Raw genomic sequence first — 4,432 nt, forward strand, 5'->3', positions numbered from 1 at the left:
TGGACTTTGGGGCAGCGTGTGGTTTCGATATTGCGGTTGGTATGAAAAACTCGGATTCAAATTTCTCGGATTCCACCAGCCGACACCGCGATCCGCCGAGTGTGATCGAGCATGATTCCGAACCTCGCCACAGCGATGCAGTCGAACGAGAGACAAGCTCATCACGAAAAAACCGCTCGCGTTCACGTCGCGGACGCTCGCGTCCCGCGTCTGAGCCCACGCCCGTTCATGATGCCACGATTGGATCGAATCCCAACGCTTCGCCGGCTACCGATGCGGATTCCATTGCTGATTCGCCCCGCGTCACACGCGACGCCCCTGCAATCGCATCGCGATACGAAAGTGTTGGCGAGGTTGGGCGAGGCGGATGGGGGATCGTCGAACGAGCGGTCGATCATCAATTGGATCGCGAAGTAGCGGTCAAGCGGTTTACCGATGCCGACGAAGTGACCGAGCAAGAACGCCAGCGTTTTTTGCATGAAGCCAGAGTGACCAGCCAACTTCAGCATCCAGGGATCGTACCGGTCCACGAAATGGGCGATCGGCGAGACGCTTTCTATGTCATGAAGTTGCTCGAAGGGGTCACACTAAGCGAATTTATCACACAGCATCATCAAAACCAAACTGCGAAACGTCGACAGACTCGGTTCCAATTCGGCGAGTCGCTTGAGCCTCTGCTTCAGCGGTTCGTCGACGTCTGTAACGCCGTCGCCTACGCCCATCAACGTGGCGTGATCCATCGCGATCTGAAACCATCCAACGTGATGATCAGCGACTTCGCAGAAACGGTCGTACTGGATTGGGGATTAGCCCAATCGGTCGTCACACCGTCTGCGACCTCGACTGACCAAATTCCCCAACGAGATTCTCGATCGGACGCGGAAGTCTCGTCGATGATCGAACCGGATGGAACCGTTGTGGGTACACCCGCTTACATGGCTCCCGAACAGGCCGCCGGAGCCATTTCCAAAATTGATCGGGCCTCCGACATCTACTCGCTGGGCGTGATCCTTTACACGATCATCGCGGGCCGCCATCCGTATCACGGCCAACCGGTCGATAAGATTCTGGAACAAGTAAAAAACGCTTCCTTTGCGGACCTACGAACCGTCCAGCCGCGGACTCCTTCACCTTTGGTGTCAATCGTCAACACGGCGATGTCCGCCGCGCCCGAGGACCGCTACCGCAGTGCAGACCAATTGGCCAGCGACGTGCGGCGTTTTATTGCCGGCGATGCGGTCTCGGTCCATCGCGAGGGTGCGGTTCAGCGTGGAGTGCGTTGGTGTCGACATCATCAAGGGATAGCCGCTTCGATCGCAATTTGTGGATCCGTATTGCTGGTGGCCGCGATCCTATTCAGCATTGTGATTAAACAATCGCACCGGGCCGAACAAAGAGCCCGCATCGAAGCTCAGCAAGCTCACCACGAAGCCATTCTGAGCCTTGCCGAAGCCCGCGATGCGACCGACACGTGGTTGGTGGAATTAAGTGGTTCGCTTCAGTTTTATCCGGGTATGGCAACGCTGCGGTCCGAAATGTTAGAGCGCGCGATCGCTCAATATGATCGCATCGCTCAGCAAAACCTCGCTTCATCAAACGTGTCCGACGATAATGTCAGAGGCACCGTTTCCGAGCGTTCCCAGACATCATCCCATCACACAGATCGACTTGCATTGCTGGAACGTGTGAAGGCATCGCTACGATTGGGAGATCTGTATCGCTTGACTGGGAAACCGGAACAAGCACAGCAGCACTACCATGCCGCCGAGCGACTTTTACAAACTGGCAAACCGCAACAACCGGGGTTCACGGTGACACGCGTCTCCTCGGCAAACTTGACCGATCCAGTTCACAGTTCCAACAATTCACTCCAACGACGGTTCGAACTGGAACGCATCCATTCGCTGATCGGACGATTGTTGTTAGGAAACATCGAGACAAGGAATGTTGTCGATCCCGCAGAGATCCCGCGGTCTGAATCTGCAGCGATCCGCGACACTCTATCCACCATCGACCGCGATCAACCCGCGGCCAGATTGCCTACCTATGACCGGGTTTCCGAGGCACGTGCTTGGTTAACTCGCATCGTCGATCCGCACTTGAATGCCCCACACCAAAGTGTCACGAGCGATGATGATGTCCGCAGCTTAGATCCATTCGTGGCACGAGCGGCGTCGGCGCTGGTTCGCTTGGAAATGGCAGTGCGTTTCGCGATGACAACGAATCAGCCGACTGATTGGCCTTGGAGTGAAACCTCGTACGAGAATGCCATTCGCGTTGCGCGTGAATTGGCCCAGCGGCACGACACAATTGGCAACCGCCGATTGTCGGAAAGCATTCAAACCGAGAACTGTCGGCGATTGACCAGCGATGGTCAGCACCGCCGTGCGGTCGAACATTGGTCGATTTTGATCGGCGACTTGAACGACTGGTTAGCGGTCGATCCGAACCGCATCGACTACCTTCAATCGCTCGCACACGCGATGCTGCAACGCGGCAACGGCTTGGTTGCGATAGGTCGCCGCGATGACGCAACAACGGATTTCGAAGCGTCAATTCAGAAACTGGAAACCGCATGGCGTTTGACGGATGATGATGGATTTTACCGCGTCAATTTAGCAACCGCCGAGAACAATCTCGGACAGTTATTGGCCAACGCCAGCAATCGTAATCCCGCTTTGGCAACTCGACTGCTGAGACAATCACTGCAAACCTACGAAGCATTGCTGCGAGAAGAGGTGACGGCCGATCGTTTGCGGCGGTATGCCCAGACACATCATGCATTGGCGATGGTGACGATGGACCATGAGGCCGGCGAGAACGTCGATGCCACTGAATCAATGGAACATGCACAAAAGGCGGCTTCGGCATTTGAGATTCTGATGGACCATCAATCGTTGACGATCGATGACACTTTGATCTGGATGCGATCCGAAATGCTGCTCGCGAAGCACCACGCAAACCAAGATGACGAGGATGCGGCCGCCAAACACATCGAATCCGTCGTACGCCGTCACCGCTGGATAGCCGATCAACCGCTTAGCGACCACCAAACTCAACAGCTTGACCAACTAAGCGATGCGATTGCCGCCCTTCAGCTAGCTTCGTCGACGAGCGAAGGAATCGGCAGAATCGACAACATCGACTTGATCGACATCGAATCATCCACGTCCGAGTGAAAGCCCTCCTTCGAGTGCTCGTTTTGGCGGAGCGTAACCCATGTTTGGAAAAGCAATCCTACATTAGCAGGCGATGTCACGCCCATTCGCTTGCCTTGCGATTTAGATCAAGAACCGAACGACATGACAAACTCTGCCTCTATCAGCCACGATTCGATCAAAGCGGCCCCCATATCATCGCCCCAAAGCGGCGTGGACTTGACCGAGGCAACGCTGCGACGACAGCGGCTTGTTGATCCGAGTCCAGCCGAAGACGAATGCTGTTTGGTTCAAATCTATCCACCGGATGTGATCGAAGGCATGTTGTTGTTGGAAGAGCACGAATTTTCGATCGGCAGGTCGCCCGAGACCGATCTGCCCTTGTTCGACAACAGCGTTTCGCGTCAACATGCGATGCTGATCCGAGGGCAAGAAGGATATTTGGTCCGCGATCTCGGCAGTACAAACGGAACCTTCGTCAACGAAAAGCCAGTTCAATCCGATTGCTCATTGCGAAGCGGCGACACAATTCGGATTGGGAGCTTTCTGTTTCGCTTCTTGTCCGCGGGTTGTGTCGAGACTCAATACCACGAGACCGTCTATAGCGCGATGACGCGTGACGCGTTGACCGGGACGATGAACAAACGCTACTTGATGGAAGCGTTGAACCGTGAAATCGCTCGTTCGACTCGCGCAAACATGGAGTTGTCGGTCGTGATGCTCGACATCGATCACTTCAAATCGATCAACGACACCTACGGGCACTTGGTCGGCGACGAAGTGCTGCGAACCTTCGGAATTCGCGTGGGTGAGATCTGTCGCAGCGACGATCTGCTGGCTCGGTACGGTGGCGAAGAATTCTGTTTGCTGTTGGCGGCGACCGGGCACGAAGACGCCCGCGAGATGGCAGAACGATGTCGGCATGCGGTGGCCGATGCTCCCTTTGACACTGCCGCCGGAGCGTTGCCGATCACGGCCAGCTTCGGTTTCGCCGTCTTGAATCCTAGCAAACCAAAGTCTGTCAGCGGATTATTAGGTGCGGCAGACCAGCAGCTCTACGAAGCCAAACGCTCGGGGCGAAACCGCGTGTGCGGTTAACCCTGTGGGATAGGCTTCCAGCCTGTCATCATGCTCATTTGTTATTGCGGGCGGACGTCCAATGCCATCTACTTTGGTAGCGGCACGGCGCGAGCCGTCCGGTTGAAGCGAGTAAAACGTTCGGTTTAGACCGGGCGGCTTGCGCCGCACCGCTACAGACGCCACCCGCCCAGTGG

General features: G+C 55.8%; 2 protein-coding genes. Both read left to right on the top strand.

Translation table 11 applies throughout. The features are described 5' to 3' along the window. Window positions 1-41 precede the first annotated feature (41 nt). On the top strand, window positions 42-3,179 hold the full coding sequence (locus RMSM_RS28415) for a serine/threonine-protein kinase (protein WP_008705372.1): 3,138 nt from the start codon (window positions 42-44) through the stop codon (window positions 3,177-3,179). 123 nt (window positions 3,180-3,302) lie between these two features. Continuing rightward, window positions 3,303-4,256 (top strand): GGDEF domain-containing protein, encoded by a 954-nt coding sequence (locus RMSM_RS28420; protein WP_008705375.1) that lies wholly within the window; start codon window positions 3,303-3,305, stop codon window positions 4,254-4,256. The last annotated feature ends 176 nt before the right edge of the window (window positions 4,257-4,432 follow it).

It is taken from the genome of Rhodopirellula maiorica SM1 (assembly GCF_000346295.1).
Lineage (GTDB): Bacteria > Planctomycetota > Planctomycetia > Pirellulales > Pirellulaceae > Novipirellula > Novipirellula maiorica.